Raw genomic sequence first — 18,123 nt, 5'->3', positions numbered from 1 at the left:
GATGGGTCTCTACGGCGCAGTGCGCCGGGCCATGTTTCTGGTGCCGCCGGAGCGCATCCACACCCTCGTGTTCGCAGGATTGCGCGGCGCCGCCGCGACGCCGCCGGCACGCCGAGCCCTACAACGCCGGCTCGCGCCGCACGACCCGCTGCTGGCCAGCACCGTGTTCGGGATGCGGTTCCCCGGGCCGCTCGGGCTGGCCGCCGGGTTCGACAAGGACGGCCATGGGCTGAACGCTTGGGGCGCACTGGGTTTCGGCTACGCCGAAGTGGGCACCGTGACGGCGGCGGCACAACCGGGCAATCCCGCACCGCGCCTGTTCCGGCTGCCCGACGACCGTGCGCTGCTCAACCGGATGGGCTTCAACAATCACGGGGCGGCTGCCCTGGCCGCGCGGTTGGCGCGGCACCGGTCCGACGTACCGATCGGAGTGAACATCGGCAAGACCAAGGTCACTCCGCCCGAGGGCGCGGTCGAGGACTATCGCACCAGCGCCCGGCTGCTGGCCCCGCTGGCCGCCTACCTGGTGGTCAACGTCAGCTCGCCGAACACGCCGGGACTGCGCGACCTGCAGGCCGTCGAGTCGCTACGGCCCATCCTGGCCGCGGTCCGTGCCGAGACCACCAAACCGGTGCTGGTGAAAATCGCCCCGGATCTGGCCGACACCGATCTGGATGCCATCGCCGACCTGTGTGTGGAGTTGGGCCTGGCCGGCATCGTGGCGACCAACACCACGGTGTCGCGCGACGGCCTGGCGACCCCCGGGGTGGCCGAATTGGGGCCCGGCGGCATCTCCGGTCCGCCGGTGGCCCGCCGAGCGCTGGAGGTGCTGCGGCGGCTGTATGCCCGAGTGGGCGACCGGCTGGTCCTGATCAGTGTCGGCGGGATCGAGACCGCCGACGACGCCTGGGAGCGCATCACCGCAGGCGCTTCACTGCTGCAGGGCTACACCGGCTTCATCTATGGCGGCGGCCTGTGGGCCCGCAACATCCATGACGGTCTGGCGCAGCGGCTGCGCGACGGCGGGTTCGCGTCGCTGGCCGAGGCGGTCGGGTCCGCCGCCCGCTAGCGCGAGCAGACACCAAAGCCCCCAAATCGCGGCCGAAATGGGGGCTTTGGTGTCTGCTCGCCGGGAGGTGTAGCTAGTTCTGCACTACTCCTGTTCGTAGGTGCCGACGATCACCGCGCGCGCGATCGCGTGCATGAACAGGTTGAAGCCCAGGTAGGCGGGGCTGGCGTCTTCAGCCAGCTCCAGCTTCTCGACGTCGACGGCGTGCACCGCGACGTAGTAGCGGTGCGCCCCGTGACCGGCCGGCGGCGCGGCACCCACGTAGCGGCGCATCCCGGCGTCGTTGACCAGGGTCAGCGCGTCGCCGGGCAGCAGGCTGCCGTCCCCGACGCCCTCGGGCAGCTCGGTGCAGGTGGCCGGCAGGTTGGCCACCGCCCAGTGCCAGAAGCCCGACGCGGTGGGCGCGTCCGGGTCGTAGACGGTGACCGCGAAGCTGCGGGTCTCCTCGGGAAAGCCCGACCAGCTCAGCTGCGGGCTGGCGTCCTCACCGCCGGCACCCATGATTCCGCTGACCTGGGCTTTGCCCAGCGACTGGCCGTCGGTCAGCGAGGTGGAGGTGAGCGTGAACGTCGGCAGCTTGGGCAGCGCGGCATACGGGTCGGGTGCTGTGGTCATGACTGGTCCTCTCGTAGTGGATCAACTTCGTCGTTTGGTCAGCAGTGTGTCAGGAAGTGGTGCAGTACGCGGGTACCAAACTCCAGCGCGTCAACCGGAACGCGTTCGTCGACTCCGTGGAACAGCGCGGAGAAATCGAGGTCGGGCGGCAGCCGCAGCGGAGCGAATCCGAAGCACCGAATACCCAACTTGGCGAACGCTTTTGCATCCGTTCCGCCAGACAGCATGTAGGGCACGGTTCGGGCGTCGGGGTCACAGGCCAGTAGCGCCGCATTCATCGCCTCGACCAGGTCACCGTCGAAGGTCGTCTCCACCGGCGGCTGGTGGGCGACCCACTCCCGGGTCACGTCGGGGCCGATCAGTGCGTCGACCTCGGCCTCGAACGCCGCCTGGCGCCCGGGCAGCACCCGGCAGTCCAGCACCGCCTCGGCCGTCGCCGGGATCACGTTGGCCTTGTAGCCGGCCTGCAGCATCGTCGGCGTGGCGGTATCGCGCAGGGTGGCGTTGACGATGCGGGAGATCGGTCCCAGCTTCTCGATCATCCCTTCCAGGTCCGGGGAGCCGACGTCGATGGTGTGCCCGGTCTCCTCGCTGACCGCGGCCAGGAACTCCACCACTGCATCGGAGAGCACCAGCGGGAACCGGTGTCGGCCCAGCCGGGCCACCGCCTCGGCCAGGGTGGTGACGGCGTTGTCGTCGTTGATCATCGACCCGTGCCCGGCCCGGCCGTGGGCCCGCAGCCGCATCCAGGACAGCCCCTTCTCCGCGGTCTCGATCAGGTACAGTCGGCGCTCCCCGCCGTCGCGCCGCGGCACGGTCAGCGAGAAGCCGCCGACCTCCCCGATCGCCTCGGTGACCCCGGCGAACAGGTCGGGGCGGTGCTCGACGAGCCACTGCGCCCCGTACTTGCCGCCGGCCTCCTCGTCGGCGACGAACGCGAACACCAGGTCGCGCGGCGGGGTGATGCCGGCTCGGGCCAGGTGGCGTGCGACCGCGATCATCATGCCGACCATGTCCTTCATGTCGACCGCGCCGCGGCCCCAGACATAGCCGTCTTCGATCGCGCCGGAGAACGGGTGCACGCTCCAGTCGCTGGCCTCGGCGGGCACCACGTCGAGGTGCCCGTGAATCAGCAGTGCCCCGCGGCTTGGATCGCTGCCCTTGAGCCGAGCGAACACGTTCCCCCGCCCTGGCGCACCGGATTCGAGGTATTCGGTCTCATAGCCCACTTCCTCGAGTTGGGCGGCCACCCAGCGTGCGCAGTCGGCCTCACCTTTGGTGGTGGCCGGCTCTCCGGTGTTGGAAGTGTCGAAACGGATGAGCGTGCTGACGAGTTCGACCACCTCGTCCACTGCGTCACCGGCAGGATCGGGGAAATCGGTCACAGCTACCTTTACTACCACTTCACGCCCCTGCGGATCGCGTTGCGAGGGCTGGGTTTGGGTCCAGCGAAGGGCATCCGTTAGCCTTAGCTGCCCGGCACGGCCGGGTTGGTCCGAGTGGCGGAATGGCAGACGCGCTAGCTTGAGGTGCTAGTGCCCTATTAACGGGCGTGGGGGTTCAAGTCCCCCCTCGGACACGTCCGGCGACACGACTTAAGTCGGCAGTCGCCGTGACTCGCTGAAGATGCGGGTCGTAGTCGAGGCGCAGGCCCAGGCTTGCGTATACCTGAGCGCGTTCCGCCCCGGTTGCCTCACCAAGCACTGCTGACAGCCCGCCCAATTCCTCAACCAACTCGCTGATTTGTGCGGCAGTCATGACGCGAGGTCGCTCCGCTTGCTCAAGACGGACCTTCAGCTCGTCGCGCTCGGCGGTGCGGCGGCGCAATGCAACAGTCAAATCCTCAACGGCCACACCAGACTCCACGGCGGTAACCAGAGCAGCAACCTTCGCATTCGCCTCGCTGAGCTGGCGCCGCAAGGCCGCGTAGCCAGCCCCTGCTACCGGGTCCGCGTCTTGCCCGCGTGCCAAGTCGGCCGGATCGGCCAGGGTGGCGATCCATTCGTCAAGTCGCGCAGTCACCTCATCTTCACGGAGGTAGACGGTGCGCGGGTGATCACTCAGGTCCGCGGGTACCGAACGCGACTTACCGAGCTCACAACGGTAGAGGATGCGTGTTGTTCGCTTCCCGGCGCGGGCAGCGCCCTGCATCCGCCGTCCACATGCGGCACAGAACAGCAGCCCACGCAGTGCATATGGCACTGTTGACTCTCTGCTGCAAACAAGACCGGGACCCCGCCGCGCCTGCATCCGAAGACGAACAGCCTGCGCTAGTTCGTCACGGATCAGCGCTTCATGCGTGCGGCGTTCTGGTGCGATCCAGTCGGCCTCATCACGCCACCGCATACGAGTCTCATACCCCGCAGCGACATCATCGGGGTTGACCAGAACCTCGTATTTCTCCTGCTTGCCCCAAACACGGATACCGCGGTACGCCGGGTTGTCGAGTATCGCGCGGATCGCCGAATGGGACCATCCTCGTGGGTCACGATGCCGATTCCGTGCCGGGTCGTACTGGCTCGGTGACGGTACACCATCGTCGGTGAGCCGTTGCGCGATATAGCGCAGGCCCGCTCCGTCGGCGTACATGCGGTAGATCCGCTCGACGACCGAAGATGTCGCGGGGTCGGGTTCGAGGCGGTGAAGCCGCTGCCCAAGATTGGCCTTGGCAGGGTTTGGATGCGGGCCGGCATCGACGAGCCGGTAACCGTAGGGTGGTCGACCACCGAGATATCTGGCGGTGTCGTGCGCGAGTGCTGACATCGCCGTACGGACGCGCATCTGGATTCGAGCGCGCTCTCCCTTGCTCATGCCGCCGAACAGAGTCATCACCAGGTCGTGTGCCTCGGAGCCGGGATCGACCGCTCCGCCGACCTCGGGTACCCACAGGCCAACTCCGTAGTGCGTGAGGACAGGGAAGGTGAGCGCGAACTGCGGCCCGTAGAACGCACGGGCGGGTTCCCCAATCACTACGGCATCAAAGCTACGGTCCCGACAAGCGACATCAGCAAGCAGACGTGACGCCTCTGGCCTGCGCTTCCACGGCAGTGAACGGCTCTGTCCCACATCGAAGTAGTCGGCGGCGATGAATCCGCCGTGCGGAGTGATCAGGTCCATGGCACGCCGCTTCTGCCAGCTGCGGCTCGCCTCCGGGTCTTGAGCGTCCTCCGTGCTCACTCGGCCATAGAAGGCGAACCTCAGGCTCACGCCACTCCCCTCCCTGATCCAAGCATCCGGTCCCGCACAGCCATTATCACGTGTACCAGCGCGCGGTTGGCCTCGGACGGAAGTCGATATTGGTTGGGCACAACAATTTCAACACCCCCCTCTGACACCGTCGGCGCATCGGGACGAGCGTCACACCCGGAGCGAGCACGTGCTGCTCGGGACCTGTCAGCCATCGCTTCCCCCTGGCGGATCCCATTGTTGATTGCGGGCTTGGCCACGGACTTCGATCAGTCCGATGCGGCGGGTGTGGATGTGTTGGACGGCCGCGGAGTAGATGAGGGTCCGGTCGCCGAGGCTGGTGGGGCCGGCACGATCGAATTCCCATGCCACCAGATCATCGCCATCGGTGGAGTCGAGGCCGAGATCATGTTGGTGCGCAGTGCTTTTTAAACGTTGTTCACGGGTCCAGGCCGCGCGACGTTCGCGCAGCGCGGTCATCGTGGTGGAATAGCGGCGGGATTTGCTGGTGATGTGGCCCCGGTAGCCCAGGGTGTGCAGCCACCGACCGACACCGGCCAGTCCCTTATCGGCGAGTTGGCTGATGGCGGTCAGGATCGCCCGAACGTGGTCGCAGACATCGAGGTCAGCGATGGCCTCGGTGGAGATGCGTCGCGCGCTGATCCCGACGTCAGCTAAGGATTTGGTGACGTATTTCGCGAGGTAGCGAGCTACGCGGCGGCCTGGAAGAACCCCGCCGTGTGGTGAATCCTCCTGCACAGCAGAGCCGTCCGTGCCGGCGTGCCGGTTGTCGATGGGTTGGGTGTCGACTTGTGTGCCGAACCTGATCACCCGTGTCGCTGTATTTGAGGATGAGCGTGTCGCTGTATTTGAGGATGAGTCGGTGACCGTCACGGCCACGGTTCGAACGGCCTGTTGGATGATGGTGGCCAGTTCGGTTGCCGCAAGGGGCGCATGCCAGTCATGACCGCCAGAGTCATCGCTGTCGGGCGGGTCGAGGCGGATCAGGGCATGAATGTGCGGGATGAGCCGGGCTTGCAGTTCGACGACTTTGATGAAGCTGACCTGCACCGCATCCGGGTCGGCGCCCGAAGCACGTAGCTCTCGGCGCAGTGTGCGTCGCAGGGTGATGGTGAAGCGTCGCCACAGTTCGGGCAGGTGCCATGTGAACAGGACATGCCCGGTGTAGTCGTAGCAGTCCGCGCAGATCGGCTGTCCCGCATAGATATCACCTTCGCCGTGGGTTGTGCTGCACCACAGTGGTTTCCCATGCGGGCATCGGCGGTAGCCGCCAGTGTGGTGGTGGTCGCGACACACACGCTGCTTCTTGTCGCCTGCACGCGCGGCGGCGTGAACAGGCCCGTAGCTAGGTGCGGTGAGGGTGACGAACACCTGCGGACGATCGGCCACTGCTGCGGGGATGTTGTGGTGGCCGCCGGCGGTGCCAGCGTGCACGAGCTGCCACGTGTCGCGGGCGTACAGGTCTGAGCACGATGGGCATACCTGTGCGCGGCGGTTGTTGCACCGTGTCCACACCACCCGATCGCGGCCTATCTCGTCGGTACCTCTGAGTTGGATGGGGTGGGCGCAGAAGCCAACAGATTCCGCGCGCCGCCACCACGATTCGAACCCCGTCGAGGACGCGCGGCGCACCATCTGATCCACCACCGCATTGGTGTCGATCGAGCCGGGAACCCCGGGCAACACCAGCGTGGGGGCTGTCGTTGCAGTAGTCACCGTTGACCCCGGGCGGTGTCGGTGCGCCCGCTGTTGGACTGGTTGGTTCGGGTCGCGGCACGAGGTGGCCGGAATCGTGCTGCCAGAGTGGCGATGTCGTGGTCGGCGACGTGAAATGCCCGTACCCGCACCGGTTGGGCCGTGCCATCGATCATCATGTAGCCCACACCGGGAGTGGTGTCGGGGATGTGATCGCAGTCGGCCCCCGCGTCGCGGGCGCCCTGGCCCAAAACCATGGTGGTTTGGGTGGCTTCGGTCAACCGCAACCCGATTCGCACGGTAAACAGCTGCCGCATCGGCAGGGTGTCTTTGGCCGGATCTTGCACCGCTGCCACCACCGAAATGCCGACGGCCCGGCCTTGGGAGAGCAGCAGGCCCAACAGCTGTTCAATTTCGCTGCGCACCTTGCGGTCGGTCACATACGCAGTCAGCGCGGCGATCTCATCGATCACCACCACGAATAACGGCTCAGTCGGAGTCGGGGTGTGCATGCGCGTCTTGCCCCGTAACCGATTGGCGCGGGCGTGCATCACCTCCACTAGTTGCCGCAGCAGGTACAGGGTGGTGCCAGTGGCGTCGTGGGTGAACACCGTGAACATGGGTGCTCCGGCGCCCAGTTCCATGCCGCCTTTCGGGTCGATGACGCAGAGCCGCACTTGTCCGGTTTTCACGGCGGGGGCGAGGCCAGCGATCAGTGACCACAACACTGAACCTTTCCCCGCGCCGGTCGCGCCAGCCACGAGCAGGTGGTGGCCAAGCAGAGGTAGGTGCCACCAGTGGCGGGTTTCGGTGATCCCGACCCGCAGCGACCCCACATCCACCGCAGTCGCCGTCGTGGGCATGGGCAGGGCAATCGGGTCGGCCAGCACGTCGCCGCGCATCAGGGTGATGCGTAGCTCTCCGGGCGCGGTCGCGCGGATGGCGATCCGGTCGGCACGCCAGGCGGCGGCTAGCGCCTCGGATTGCTTGTGCCAATCAGCCAGGGAGTGGCCGGTGACCACTCGCAGCGCCAGGACGTCGGTCGTCTTGCCGATGCGCACCGACTGCAAGGTCGGCACCAAGGTGCGTTCGCCAAGTGTGGCGGTCAGGCCGTGCAGGGTGCACACCGATTGCCAGGTGCGGGTGTAGCGCGACCAGGTCAACCAGCGCCGCCGCACCGGCTCGGTGACCCATCCGTGAAACGATCGCGGGTCCAGCCACGCCCAGCCCGCATACGCGGCAGCGAAAGCAATACCGATGATCAGACCCGCGCGTGAGCCATGGGTAATGGCCATCGCCACGCTGGCGATGATCGGGATGCTGATGGCCGGGAACAGGACCGCCCACCACAGCAGATACCCGGCCGCTTTGAACAGTGAGAGGATGAGGTCGGTGATCCAGTCGTCGTCGTTGGATTGAGAGTTCTTGCTGTTTTTGTAGTTTGATGCCATGACAAGCGTCCCTCTGGTGAGTGAATGGTCGATAGCAGCTCACGTGCTGGGGCGCGACACCCACGAGCGCCGCGCCCCAGCAAATGGGGTTATTTCTGCGCGCGGGACGCTTGATCGCTCGGCGCAGCCGCGGGGTTGGTGGGGGTGATGGCGTCGGCACGGAACGCCACGCCGCTGCGATCACCTTGAGCCCAAGGGATAGCAACCAGACCCGCGACTGAAACAGGTTGGGTGACTGTCACTTTCGGATCCCCGGCGACGGTGACGTTGAGCACTTCACCACCGGTGTCATCCAACGCCAACAGCTGCGCGGCATACAGTGGCACGCCGGTGGCGGTGTCCACTTTTGGGCTGCCGGTCTCGAAGTTCAGCCGCGGCTCGGCCGCTCGGGTGACGATGAACCGTGTGCCTGATGTGTCGATTCTTAAACGCATTGTCCCGCTGTTCCTTTCGTGATCTGTTTGCGCCCCGTTGCGGCGCTGGGCTCAGTTCACGTGGACATCGCGGACGTAGCGAGGGACGTTGGCAGGCATTGCCGACACTGCCGCAGACATTTCGGACACGACAGGGACATGCCCGTGGGCATCGGACGGGCATCACCGCCGCGGGGCGGCGGCAGTCGCATGGCAAACTAGGAACCACGCGCTGAGGATGGACAGGGATGACACGGAAAGATGTGCGCTGAGACGACGGGCGATCAGGACGGCGACGCCGAGGCCGCCACGATCCCCAACGATCGCCTCACCCAACGGCTGCACGCCAAGGGACTCTCCCCACAGAGGTTCGCCACTGCGGTGGGCGTGGATATCAAGACGGTGCGCCGCTGGCTGGCCAACATCGACTACAACGTCCGCGAGGACAACGCCCGCCGCGCCGCTAAGCTGCTTGGCTGCACACCGCACAACCTGTGGCCCAACCAGTATCCTGCCCCTACCGCGAGCGCGCTGGCGACGACGTCGCTGGGTGGTCCGTTCACCGCGACGCTGTATGCCAGCCGCACCCAGCTGCCGATCACGACGTGGCAGCAGCATTTCGGCGACGCCACCACCGGCATCGACATCCTCGTCCTGGCGGCCACGTTCCTGTTTGACACCCTCGACGGCTTCCTCGACATTCTGCTCGACGCCGCCGCCCGCGGTGTGGCGGTGCGGTTTCTCGTCGGGGATCCTGACACTGCCACCACGATCCTGCGCGGCAAGGAGGAAGGCATCGGCGAGGCCGTCATCGCCCGCTGCCGCACGTCCGTGGAGTTGCTCGCCCCGCATGCCGATACCCCGGGGCTGGATATCCGCACCCACGACACCACGCTCTACACGTCGATCTTCCGGGTCGACGACGCCATGATCGTCAACTTCCACATCTACGGCTCACCCGGGCGCAACAACCCCGTGCTTGTGCTGTCGCGCCACCACGAACCACGGCTCTGGGCCACCCTCGAAGACGCTTTCACCCAGGTCTGGGATCGCGCCAGACCGCTCAGCGCGAAAGGCTGAACCCTATGCGAACCGACTACTACAACGACCCCAACGCCCCGCTGCCCAACAGCGTCGTTCCGTCAGCCTCGGCCATCGTCACCGACGAACAGGGTCGTATCCTGCTGATCAAACGCCGCGACAACACCCTGTGGGCGCTACCCGGCGGCGGACACGACATCGGCGAAACGATTGCCGACACCGCCGTCCGGGAAGTCAAAGAGGAAACCGGGCTCGACATTGAAGTCACCGGCCTTGTCGGTGTCTACACCAACCCGCAGCATGTCGTCGCGTTCACCGATGGCGAAGTCCGCCAACAGTTCTCTCTGTCCTTCACCACCAAGGTGCTCGGCGGTACCCTGGCCATCGATCACGAAAGCACCGACATCGCCTGGACCGATCCCGACGACATCCCCAATCTGGACATGCACCCGTCGATGCGACTGCGCATCGAGCACTACCTGCAACACCGCGACAGCCCCTACCTCGGCTAACCGGCTGGGTTTACAGCCAATCGCGTACCCGTCGGACCGCCGCCAACAGTTCGTCGCGCCCCGCGTCGACCGCGCGGTGCACCGGGTCCTCGGGTCCATAGCGGCCCAACACCTCGATCAATCGATCTCGCGGTGATACCGGCGCCCCGTCCGGCCCGGTCGTCAGATCGCAAAAGGTCAACACATCCAGAACATCGCTGGGCGGATCGCTGAACGCCGCTAAACCTGACAAGCCGCGCTCGGCAGCTTCCGCGTGCGCCCCAGTATGGAACGCCACCAGGGAGGCGACCAGCTCCCGAAAACCCGCCGCCCGGGCAAACTCTGCGCCATCGAGCGGATGAAACCCGGTCCGGCGCAACGACGGTGCGTAGCCGATATCGTGCAGCCACGCCGCTGCCACCAAAGAGTCCGCTGTCTGGGCATCGAACCGCCGACTCAGCCGCTCGGCAGTCGTCGCGACACCCCGCACATGCGCCAACCGCCGCAGCTGCCCCACCAGTCGCGTCTCGGCCTCTCGCCGTGCACGCTGCGCCAGCATCCCGCTCACAACCGCCATCCTACGAGTCCCATCGCCATGGCGCAGACCCGCAACTGATGCTCAGCGGAGCCCGGGCCGCCATAGCCCGCGAGGAACCGGCGGCTACCTGCGGGCTTCGCTACGCTCCCTCTGCTCCCGTCCGCTGGCGCTCCCGTCCGCGCCGCTCGCTACGCTTCGCCCTCCGTCCGCCGCCACACAAGCTTGCACACGACGACGAGCGCTGTACATCTCAACGGCCACGGCATCCTGGCACCACGACAAGCCAGGACTGTCCTCGCTCCTCGCCGCATCGAGACGGCGCGGGCAGCAGGCGCGACCAACGCCCGCCTGACCGCCGCTGGCCTGCGATGTGAGAACTTTCTTTACTGCTATCAAGTCGATGGCGGCACGTTGCCACCAGCTCGACACCGCAGCCGCCCGACTCGAACGCCACGTCGACACCATCACCGCCACCGCCGCACCCGAGCTACAGCGTCGGGCCCGACACCGCTGCCACCCTGCTGACCGCCCTCGGCGACAACCCCGCTCGGATCGGCAGCGACGCCGCTTTCGCCAAACTCTGCGGGGTCAGCCCACTGGAAGCCTCCAGCGGCAAAACGATCCGCCACCGGCTCAATTGGGGAGGCAATCGCGACGCCAACCGTGCCCTGCACGTCATCCTGGTGGTGCGCATGCACCGTCACCAGCCCACCCGCGACTACTTCGTTCACCGCCTGGCCGAAGGCAAAACCAAGAACGAGATCATGCGCTGCATCAAGCGTACATCGCCCGCGAGATCTACCACGCCCTCCGCCAACCCAGCAGAAGAACCAACGAACTCATTGCCTGAAGAACTCATTGCCTGAAGATAGGAGCATCTGGTATCAACTCCCGAAGGGCACCCGATCCGCAATGTCCACCCATTTCGTGGCGATACGGCACCACTGTCGATGCCATCACCCTCACAGGTGAGTAATGTGCAGGTGGCAAATCGTTCAGGGTCATAGGGAACGCGAGATGATTTCCTTCATCACCTCATTTGTGCCGGCGTAGATTTTCTGCACGCGCTGGTCCACCCACAATCTCGAGATGGGATACTCGGTCATGTACCCATATCCGCCGTGGAGCTGCAAACAGTCATCGAGCACCTTCATCGCTCGCTCAGTGGTCCACCATTTCGCCATGGCGACGGTCTGGACGTCGAGTTGGCCCGCGAGGTGTAGGTCGATGCAGTAGTCCAAAAATACTCGTGCGATGCGCGTTTCGGTTGCAGCTTCGGCCAAGATGAATTTCGTGTTCTGGAAGCCGAAGACGGGCCGTCCGAACGCTTCCCGCTCACGGGTGTATTTGAGTGTCTGCTCCACGGCAAGTTCCATCGCCGCGACCGCCCCAACCGCGACGATGAGCCGCTCTTGAGGTAGCTGCGTCATCAGCTGAATGAAACCCTGACCCTCGGTCTCGCCCAGGAGGTGCGAGCGGGGAACTCTTACGTCGTCGAAGAACAACTCGGAGGTGTCTTGTCCGCGTTGGCCGATTTTGTCGAGGACCTTGCCGCGCCGGAATCCGGGTCGATCGGCTTCGGCGACGATCAGCGAGATGCCGGCGGCGCCCTGACTTGGATCTGTCTTGGCGACGACGATGATCAGGTCGGCTTGCTGACCGTTGGTGATGAAGGTCTTTGCGCCGGTGATCACGTACTCGTCACCGTCAAGAATTGCTTTGGTCTTGACACTCTGCAGATCAGAACCGGTCCCTGGCTCCGTCATGGCGATAGCACCGATCATTTCGCCTGAGGCCATCTTGGGCAGCCACTGCCTCCGTAGTTCTTCGGCCGCATACTGGAGGATGTAGTGCGCGACGATTCCGCTGTGCAGCCCTGCGCCCCATGAGCTGTCCCCGACTCGGGCTTGCTCTTCGAGTACGACGGCTTCGTGCGCGAATGTGCCGCCTCCCCCGCCGTATTCTTCGGGTATGGACATGCAGAGCAGGCCTAGTTCGCCGGCTTTGTGCCACAATTCTCGGTCAACTTGGTGCTGGTCTGCGAAACGTTGCGCATGTGGTGCCAATTCGGTCGAGAAGAACTTCGCGGCAAGGTCACGAAGCTCGAGCAATTCGGCGCTCATCCAGGGAGAAATTGATGCTGTCACAGGATTCCCTCTCGGCTGTTCAATATCAATGGGTTTGATTTCTTAGGACGTTTCGATCTGATACTCGCCGGCGGAGTGACGCGCGCGTATGGCCTTCTTGTCGTATTTTCCGACGCTTGTTCGGGGAATCTCAGACACGAAGCTCCACCGCTCCGGGATCCACCACTTGGCGACCTTGTCCAACAGAAACGCGCGCAGTCGGTCGATGTCGACCTCGGCTCCACGGTGAACCACGACCAGGGCGAGCGGTCTTTCCTGCCATTTGTCGTCGGGAACTGCCACCACCGCAGCCTCGTAGATCGCCGGGTGACCAATCAGCGTGTTTTCCAGCTCGACTGAGGAGATCCATTCTCCACCTGACTTGATGACGTCCTTCGCACGATCGGTCAGCGTGAGATACCCGTCTGGGTCGATCCGGCCGACGTCGCCGGTGCGCAGCCACCCTCCGTCGAACTTGTCCGGATCATTTTCGCCGAAGTAGGCGCCGGTGATCCACGGGCCCCGCGCCTGTATTTCACCCACTGATCGACCGTCCCACGGCACGGTCTTCTTATGGTCGTCACGCAACCGGATCTCGACACCGCACATCGGCCGACCCTGGCTTTCGCGCATCTCCCACGCACGGGTCTCGCCTACTCCGTGCGCTGCGCGTGCGACGGTAGCCAGCGGCGAGGTTTCGGTCATGCCCCATGCCTGCACGATAGGCACGTTGTACTTGTCTTCGAATGCCCGCATCAGCGAGACGGGGACTGCCGATCCCCCGCAGGCAACCAGCCGAAGTGAGGAGATATCCCGGGCGGGATTCGATTCCAGGTATCGATCGACATCGTTCCAGATCGTCGGCACTGCACCGGCGATAGTCGGCTGAGTCTCTTCGATGATCGACACCAGCGGCGCGGCCTGCAGATGGCGATCGGGTAATACCAAGTCCGCACCAGACATCAACGCCGCGTAGATCAGTCCCCACGCATTGGCGTGAAACATCGGGACAATGGCCAGGATACGGTCGGCCTCGCTCACTGCCAGGGCGTTCGACGTGCAGGCGGTCAGTGCATGTAGGTAGGTCGAACGGTGGCTGTAGACAACACCTTTGGGATTTCCAGTAGTCCCGCTGGTGTAGCACATGGCCGCGGCGGAACGCTCATCGATCTCGGGCCAATCGAAAGTCTCCGGTTGCTGCGCCAGGATCTCCTCGTAACGCAACACCGTCTTCCCGCATCGCTGCAGCGGAGCGAGGTCGCCGCCCCCGGTGGCGATGACCGTATGCACCGACTCCATCGCTGGTAGCGCACTAGCCAACAATGGCGCAACCGACGCATCCACCAGGATGATCTGATCGCTGGCATGGTTGGCGATGTACGCGAGTTGCTCTGGAGCCAAACGAATGTTGAGGGTGTGCAGCACCGCGCCCATGGAGGGAACCGCGCAGTAGGCCTCGAGATGCTCTTGGTTACTCCACTGAAAAGTGGCCACCCGTTGATCTGCCGTTATTCCCAGCCCGCGCAACGCATTGGCAAGTCGGCCCGCTCGCCCCAGGACGCTACGGTAGGACATACTTCGGCATCCAGTTCCGTCGGGGGTGATCACCTCGCTGTTTCCGTGAATGGAGGCGGCATGGCGGACAATTGCCGAGATTGTGAGCTGGACGTCTTGCATCGTGCTGTGCATTTCGCATCGGCCCTTCAGGCGAACAGGTCTGGATGGCGACTCGCATCGCCTATGAGCGTCCCGTAGTGGGTTCTGAGCGCTTGCAGGATCTCTGCCAGCGGTAGATCGTCGAAGGCGCCTCGATCCCTCAGATATTCCATGTGTTGTGTGCCGTCACCGGCGAACCCGTGCAGCAGGGCGTCTGTGCGCCCGTCGAAATCAATTGGCGGGACGCCGAACCGTGCGCATAGCTCGCGATTGAACGCCGGAGTTGCCTTGACCCAGACACCGCAGAGATGCATGAGGCTGTATCCGTGGTAGACGAATACGTCGGTACCGCCCATCCGCTCACGCAATGTCTCGGTCTGAAGGTGGTTTCGGACATCGGCGAACCCCAGCCGCGCTGGGATGCCTGCTGCTCGGCAGGCCGCCGTCAAGAGCACCGCCTTCGGGACGCAGTAAGCGCGGTCTGCAGTTGCGATGGTGCTGGCGCGATACGCATGCGGGTCATCGGTCACGGTGTAGGGGTCATACCAAATCGAGTCGCGGACCGCAGTGAAGATGGCTATGGCCTTCGTGGTGTCGTCGACCGCGCCGCGGGTCGCCGATGCAACGAAGTCGCGTACCGATTCATGTTGCCAATCGAGGAACTCCGTGGGCTCCAGGTAAGGCGAGTTCTCACCGCTCATCGGTGCCGCAACGTCACAGGCAGTCCGTCCACGGGAATGGGCAGCGAGGTGTTGTCCCAACGCACGTGATAGTCGTTTGGGACCGTCCAAGTGTAGGTACGCAACATCTGGTGCAGGATTGCCTTCACCTCGAGTGTGCCGAACTGCATCCCAATGCATTTGTGCGCCCCCCCGCCGAACGGCACCCAGGCGAATCGGTGCTGTTGGTCCTCGCGCCGGGGCTCATCGAAGCGCGACGGATCGAAACGGTCCGGGTCGCTCCATATTCTGCGGTCGAAGTGATTTACGGCGGGTGTGATTGCGCACAAGGTTTCACGGGGGATGTGATAGCCGTCGATGGCGACATCGCGGACGGTCTTGCGCATCACCAGCGGAACGGGCGCCAGCAGACGCAGAGCTTCTTTGAGGATCAGATCGAGGACCGTCATCTGCTCCAGTTCGTCGATATCTGGCGAATCGTCACCGAAGGACCGCGCCTCCGCCGCTGCCTTCTCCTGCCACTCAGGATGTTTAGCGAGGAAGTAGGTCACAGCAGTGGTGGTGATCGTGGAGGTATCATGGGCGGCCATCATGAGAAAGATCATGTGGTTGATCACATCCTCGTCGGAGAATCGTTCACCGTCTTCCGTGGTCGCCTGGCATAGGGCGGCGAATAGATCGTCGGTCTCGCCTGCACGCGCGGCCGGCAGGTGTCGGGAGAAGTAGTCCTCCAACACGCGCCGCCCATGCACGCCGGCGCGGAACCTGGTGCCCGGGAGTGGAACTCGCACAAAGGAACTCGCCGCGCGAACAGTGGAAATGAACGCCTCGTTGACAGCAGCGCTCTCGTCCTTGCCGCGGCCACCCATGAAGACATCCGTGGCAATATCGAGGGTGAGATTCTTCAACAACGGGTAGATCCGGACCGACGGACCGGTCGGCCACGCGGGCACGGCTGCGCGAACGCACGGGGCCACCTGCCCGACATATCCGGTCAGGCGAGGACGCGTGAACGCCTCCTGCATGATGCGCCGGTGCATCAAATGTTCGTCGAAGCTCATGAGCATCAACCCGCGATGGAAGAAAGCATCGATCAAGAAGGACCAGCCATCCTGAGAAAAGGCCTTGGCTTCGCTTGTGAACGCCTCACGCGTTGCGTCTGGACCGGCGATGACCACCATTTTGGTACCGAATGCGCCCATCCACGACACCGAGCCCAAACGTTCGTAACGCTCCCGACTGAATTCTGAACCAAATCGGATGTAGTCGACAGTGTGCCCCAGCAACGGGAGTCCAGCGTCCCCTAGGACGGCTCTCAGCCCAGATCCGGCGGGGGCCAGCGCAAGTTCCCGGACTCTCCAGTCCCGACTCCACTGTCGCCATTTGTCATCGACGACGCGGGGGGCGGGCGCCAACAGGACAGACGTCAACCGCTCCTTGGGGTGACGCGTGAGTGCGAGAAGCTGATTAGCCACGATGCCTCCTGGGCGCTCTGCTGCACGGGTATCTGGTAACAGTTTACATAGATGTGCTGAATGTCAATATTCGAACAATGAACAGTGAAATGTTAGACACCGCCTGCGACCCGGATCATCTGCGCAGCCTCGCGCCGTTCTCACTCGGGCCGTCTAACTGAAGGCGTTCAACGTGCCTGAATAGATAATCGTGATTGCGTGGTTTGCGGGTGAGGATCCGGTAGGCAAATGTAGGCCCAGGCCAGTTCGTCGGGATCGCGCCACTCGAGGTCGTGTACCAGCTCGCGCAAAGCGCCCACACCGACCTTCGCAGCCGCCGGCCCAATCGTGTGTTGTAGCTTTGCTCGATGTCTGGCCTGACGTCGACCGTACGCCCTGGGGCACTCGCCAAAATCTTGATGAGGGCACCGACATAGCGGACCTGAGACTCGATCATGTAAATGATCGACCCGGAACCGACGTTCGTGTTCGGGCCATAGAGGAGAAAGAGATTCGGGAACATCGGGACTGTAATGCCCAGGTATGCGTGCGCCTGCGTCCCCCACACCTCGTCCAGAGTCACTCCGCCCCAGCCGCGAACACGCATCGGGGCGAGGAAGTCGGTAGCGCGGAAACCTGTTCCGTAAATGACGACGTCCGCGTGGTGGAGTACGCCATCGTCGGTCACGACTCCCTTGTCGCAAAGCTTCGCAACCGCGTTGGTCACCAACGAGACTTCACCGTTGGCAATCGCGGGGTAGTAATCATTCGAGAACAACACCCGCTTGCACCCCGGCGCATCTGATGGCGTGAGTTGCCGGCGCAGCATTGGATCGGCAACCTGCCGATGGAGGTGGTAGCGGGCGACCGCGCCGAGAATGCGTGACAAGGGCTTCGCGTCGACCAACGTCACTGCGAGCACTTCAAAAATCAGCCATACCGCGAAACGCTCAAGACGCGGCCACAGCGGCAGAACCTTAATCAGCTGTTGGTGAAGACGTCCGTACCTGCTGTCCCACTTCGGCAAAATCCAAGGCGCCGTGCGCTGATACAGCGTTACGCGCTGTGCCTCGTGTGCGATCCATGGCACAAACTGTATCGCGCTTGCGCCTGTCCCGATGACGGCTACTTCCTTGCCGCGCAGCGATACCGAATGGTCCCAACGCGCCGAATGAAAACGCGGCCCCTCGAAGGTGTCTTCGCCGGCAATATTCGGCGTATGAGGTCGCGAGAGCTGCCCCACGGCCGAAATCACGACATCGCACCAGATCGTCTCGCTGGATTCGGTCACCAAACGCCAACGGCCGGCCTGTTCATCGAAGGTCATCTCGACGACTTCGGTCCGCGTGCGCAGCTGCAGGTCCATTCCGTCGGCCAGGACGAGTCGGCGAAGATATTGGAGTATCTCGGGCTGTTCTGCATAACGTCTCGACCAACGAGTGTTGGGCTTGTCCGAGAGTGAGTACAACGCTGACGGCACGTCGCAAGCCGCTCCTGGATAGGTGTTGTCGCGCCAGACGCCGCCGATGTCTGCAGCCTTTTCCACCATGGTGAAGTTGGTGAATCCGTCCCTCTTCAGCTGATGGGCCATGGCGATACCCGCGACGCCGGCCCCGATGATCACTATCGACGGATCGTGTCCTCGAGGATCCCTCGCAAAGCCGCCTGTCATGAGACAGCTAAGAAG

Annotated in this window: 16 protein-coding genes and 1 tRNA gene; 5 read left to right on the top strand and 12 right to left on the bottom strand. The window is 64.1% G+C overall.

Going from position 1 to position 18,123, the window contains the following annotated elements; genetic code table 11:
• The first annotated feature begins 1 nt into the window (after window position 1).
• On the top strand, window positions 2-1,069 hold the full coding sequence (locus MJO54_RS10100; RefSeq protein ID WP_105295809.1) for a quinone-dependent dihydroorotate dehydrogenase: 1,068 nt from the start codon (window positions 2-4) through the stop codon (window positions 1,067-1,069).
• 84 nt (window positions 1,070-1,153) lie between these two features.
• On the opposite strand, the gene MJO54_RS10095 is transcribed toward MJO54_RS10100, so the two are convergent.
• Together MJO54_RS10095 and MJO54_RS10090 are read right to left on the bottom strand one after the other, a co-directional pair.
• Complete coding sequence (locus tag MJO54_RS10095) at window positions 1,154-1,684, bottom strand: YbhB/YbcL family Raf kinase inhibitor-like protein (protein ID WP_046284110.1); 531 nt, start codon at window positions 1,682-1,684, stop codon at window positions 1,154-1,156.
• Window positions 1,685-1,722: 38 nt separating this feature from the next.
• Complete coding sequence (locus tag MJO54_RS10090) at window positions 1,723-3,069, bottom strand: M20/M25/M40 family metallo-hydrolase (protein WP_046284111.1); 1,347 nt, start codon at window positions 3,067-3,069, stop codon at window positions 1,723-1,725.
• A gap of 108 nt (window positions 3,070-3,177) precedes the next feature.
• Between MJO54_RS10090 and MJO54_RS10085 the strand changes: the two genes are divergently transcribed.
• Window positions 3,178-3,263, top strand: a tRNA-Leu gene (locus tag MJO54_RS10085).
• On the opposite strand, the gene MJO54_RS10080 is transcribed toward MJO54_RS10085, so the two are convergent.
• From MJO54_RS10080 to MJO54_RS10065, 4 genes are all read right to left on the bottom strand, one after another.
• Window positions 3,245-4,891, bottom strand: coding sequence for a recombinase family protein (locus MJO54_RS10080; protein ID WP_012394803.1), 1,647 nt, complete (start codon window positions 4,889-4,891; stop codon window positions 3,245-3,247). The genes MJO54_RS10085 and MJO54_RS10080 overlap by 19 nt on opposite strands.
• Before the next feature lie 186 nt (window positions 4,892-5,077).
• Complete coding sequence (locus MJO54_RS10075) at window positions 5,078-6,607, bottom strand: replication initiator (protein ID WP_095562670.1); 1,530 nt, start codon at window positions 6,605-6,607, stop codon at window positions 5,078-5,080.
• Window positions 6,604-8,037 (bottom strand): FtsK/SpoIIIE domain-containing protein, encoded by a 1,434-nt coding sequence (locus tag MJO54_RS10070; RefSeq protein WP_046284113.1) that lies wholly within the window; start codon window positions 8,035-8,037, stop codon window positions 6,604-6,606. The genes MJO54_RS10075 and MJO54_RS10070 overlap by 4 nt, the downstream gene beginning before the upstream one ends.
• An 89-nt stretch (window positions 8,038-8,126) precedes the next feature.
• Complete coding sequence (locus tag MJO54_RS10065) at window positions 8,127-8,471, bottom strand: SCO3933 family regulatory protein (protein WP_011893911.1); 345 nt, start codon at window positions 8,469-8,471, stop codon at window positions 8,127-8,129.
• A 240-nt stretch (window positions 8,472-8,711) separates the two neighbouring features.
• Here MJO54_RS10065 and MJO54_RS10060 point away from each other — a divergent pair, with 240 nt between their 5' ends.
• Both MJO54_RS10060 and MJO54_RS10055 read left to right on the top strand, forming a co-directional pair.
• Entirely contained in the window at window positions 8,712-9,530 is an 819-nt protein-coding gene (locus MJO54_RS10060; RefSeq protein ID WP_012394806.1) for a hypothetical protein, read from the top strand.
• 5 nt (window positions 9,531-9,535) lie between these two features.
• Window positions 9,536-10,003 (top strand): NUDIX hydrolase, encoded by a 468-nt coding sequence (locus MJO54_RS10055; protein WP_012394807.1) that lies wholly within the window; start codon window positions 9,536-9,538, stop codon window positions 10,001-10,003.
• A 10-nt stretch (window positions 10,004-10,013) separates the two neighbouring features.
• Here the strand turns inward: MJO54_RS10055 and MJO54_RS10050 are convergent, their stop codons facing one another.
• Window positions 10,014-10,550, bottom strand: a complete 537-nt coding sequence (locus tag MJO54_RS10050; protein WP_012394808.1) for an HD domain-containing protein — start codon at window positions 10,548-10,550, stop codon at window positions 10,014-10,016.
• A gap of 356 nt (window positions 10,551-10,906) precedes the next feature.
• Between MJO54_RS10050 and MJO54_RS10045 the strand changes: the two genes are divergently transcribed.
• Window positions 10,907-11,386 (top strand): transposase, encoded by a 480-nt coding sequence (locus MJO54_RS10045; protein ID WP_081288816.1) that lies wholly within the window; start codon window positions 10,907-10,909, stop codon window positions 11,384-11,386.
• Window positions 11,387-11,521: 135 nt separating this feature from the next.
• Here the strand turns inward: MJO54_RS10045 and MJO54_RS10040 are convergent, their stop codons facing one another.
• The 5 genes from MJO54_RS10040 to MJO54_RS10020 all read right to left on the bottom strand — a co-directional run bounded on the left by MJO54_RS10040 (window position 11,522) and on the right by MJO54_RS10020 (window position 18,108).
• The gene (locus tag MJO54_RS10040) at window positions 11,522-12,643 is read right to left on the bottom strand and encodes an acyl-CoA dehydrogenase family protein (RefSeq protein WP_016889182.1); all 1,122 of its coding nucleotides are present in this window, start codon (window positions 12,641-12,643) and stop codon (window positions 11,522-11,524) included.
• A 66-nt stretch (window positions 12,644-12,709) separates the two neighbouring features.
• Window positions 12,710-14,335 carry a fatty acid--CoA ligase gene (locus MJO54_RS10035; RefSeq protein WP_046286959.1) on the bottom strand — a complete coding sequence of 542 codons (1,626 nt, stop codon included), beginning with the start codon at window positions 14,333-14,335 and terminating at the stop codon, window positions 12,710-12,712.
• 14 nt (window positions 14,336-14,349) lie between these two features.
• A complete protein-coding gene (locus MJO54_RS10030) occupies window positions 14,350-15,003 on the bottom strand; it encodes a transglutaminase-like domain-containing protein (protein ID WP_012394811.1) in 654 nt (217 codons plus the stop codon).
• On the bottom strand, window positions 15,000-16,457 hold the full coding sequence (locus tag MJO54_RS10025; protein WP_047037865.1) for a cytochrome P450: 1,458 nt from the start codon (window positions 16,455-16,457) through the stop codon (window positions 15,000-15,002). The genes MJO54_RS10030 and MJO54_RS10025 overlap by 4 nt, the downstream gene beginning before the upstream one ends.
• A gap of 115 nt (window positions 16,458-16,572) precedes the next feature.
• Window positions 16,573-18,108 (bottom strand): flavin-containing monooxygenase, encoded by a 1,536-nt coding sequence (locus MJO54_RS10020; RefSeq protein WP_046285470.1) that lies wholly within the window; start codon window positions 18,106-18,108, stop codon window positions 16,573-16,575.
• Between the last annotated feature and the right edge of the window lie 15 nt (window positions 18,109-18,123).

The organism is Mycolicibacter virginiensis (assembly GCF_022374935.2).
Classification (GTDB): Bacteria; Actinomycetota; Actinomycetes; order Mycobacteriales; family Mycobacteriaceae; genus Mycobacterium; species Mycobacterium virginiense.
Note: the sequence above shows the minus strand (reverse complement) of the source record. Positions and strands in the feature narration are given on the sequence as shown.

What these genes read in the sequence shown, in the direction of transcription:
- MJO54_RS10065 (WP_011893911.1), bottom strand. Translation starts at nt 8,471, where the DNA reads ATGCGTTTAAGAATCGACACATCAGGCACACGGTTCATCGTCACCCGA.
- MJO54_RS10055 (WP_012394807.1), top strand. Translation starts at nt 9,536, where the DNA reads ATGCGAACCGACTACTACAACGACCCCAACGCCCCGCTGCCCAACAGC.
- MJO54_RS10100 (WP_105295809.1), top strand. Translation starts at nt 2, where the DNA reads ATGGGTCTCTACGGCGCAGTGCGCCGGGCCATGTTTCTGGTGCCGCCG.
- MJO54_RS10020 (WP_046285470.1), bottom strand. Translation starts at nt 18,108, where the DNA reads ATGACAGGCGGCTTTGCGAGGGATCCTCGAGGACACGATCCGTCGATA.
- MJO54_RS10095 (WP_046284110.1), bottom strand. Translation starts at nt 1,684, where the DNA reads ATGACCACAGCACCCGACCCGTATGCCGCGCTGCCCAAGCTGCCGACG.
- MJO54_RS10030 (WP_012394811.1), bottom strand. Translation starts at nt 15,003, where the DNA reads ATGAGCGGTGAGAACTCGCCTTACCTGGAGCCCACGGAGTTCCTCGAT.
- MJO54_RS10060 (WP_012394806.1), top strand. Translation starts at nt 8,712, where the DNA reads ATGTGCGCTGAGACGACGGGCGATCAGGACGGCGACGCCGAGGCCGCC.
- MJO54_RS10040 (WP_016889182.1), bottom strand. Translation starts at nt 12,643, where the DNA reads ATGAGCGCCGAATTGCTCGAGCTTCGTGACCTTGCCGCGAAGTTCTTC.
- MJO54_RS10035 (WP_046286959.1), bottom strand. Translation starts at nt 14,335, where the DNA reads ATGCACAGCACGATGCAAGACGTCCAGCTCACAATCTCGGCAATTGTC.
- MJO54_RS10070 (WP_046284113.1), bottom strand. Translation starts at nt 8,037, where the DNA reads ATGGCATCAAACTACAAAAACAGCAAGAACTCTCAATCCAACGACGAC.